We start from the raw sequence: 747 nt of genomic DNA on the forward strand, positions 1-747 counted from the left end.
ACAGAAGATCTTCCACTGCTTGAGTCTGGCGAAGGCGCGTTCGCCGGGTGCGCGGAGTCGGGTGTGGTCACGGTTGTACTGCTGGTGGTGGTCGGGCAGTTCGTGGTGGCGCCTTCGTAGGGGGTGCGGACGGTTGAGCTGGCGCCCTGGTAGGCCCGGTCGGCGAGGACGAGGATCTGTCTTGTCGGGCAGGCCTGGACGATGCCGTGCGCGCGGGCCGCGGTCAGATCGTGGGTGCGGCCCGGTGTGGCACGTGAGAACCAGAGCGGGGTGCCGTCCGGTGCGGTGACGACCTGCACGTTCATCCCATGCCGTTTGTGCTTTTGCGAGTAGTACGGTTCGTCCGGGGCGATGCGGTCGGTGGGGATGAGGGTGCCGTCAACGATGACGAAGTCCCCTTCACCCAGGCCCACCAGAGCCTCGCGCAGGCCGGGTGCCCATGCGGCGAGGATCTGCAGCGTCTCGTCGACGTACCGCCAAGCGGCCGCCTCCGATACTCCGAAGCCGGCTCCGACCTGCGCGAACGTCTCGTTCTTCCGCAGATGCGCCAGGACAAGGAGGGCCTGCTTGAAACAGCCGAGACTCCGCCACGGCGAGGTTGATCTCGCGGCGGCGGGCATAGATCAGCCAGGAGACATGCTCGACCAGCTCATGCGGCACATCGAGCATGGAACAATGCGGAACCAACAGGGCCCCTTACCTGACCAGCCCTTTCACCCTTCCAGGACCAGGATGAAAGAGGTTCAG

At 65.6% G+C, this 747-nt stretch carries 1 pseudogene; it reads right to left on the reverse strand.

Going from position 1 to position 747, the window contains the following annotated elements:
- Window positions 1-669: pseudogene (locus AZE13_RS35300) on the reverse strand (transposase family protein); the annotation flags it as partial.
- Window positions 670-747 lie beyond the last annotated feature (78 nt).

It is taken from the genome of Streptomyces sp. NBRC 110611 (assembly GCF_001590865.1).
GTDB lineage: Bacteria > Actinomycetota > Actinomycetes > Streptomycetales > Streptomycetaceae > Streptomyces.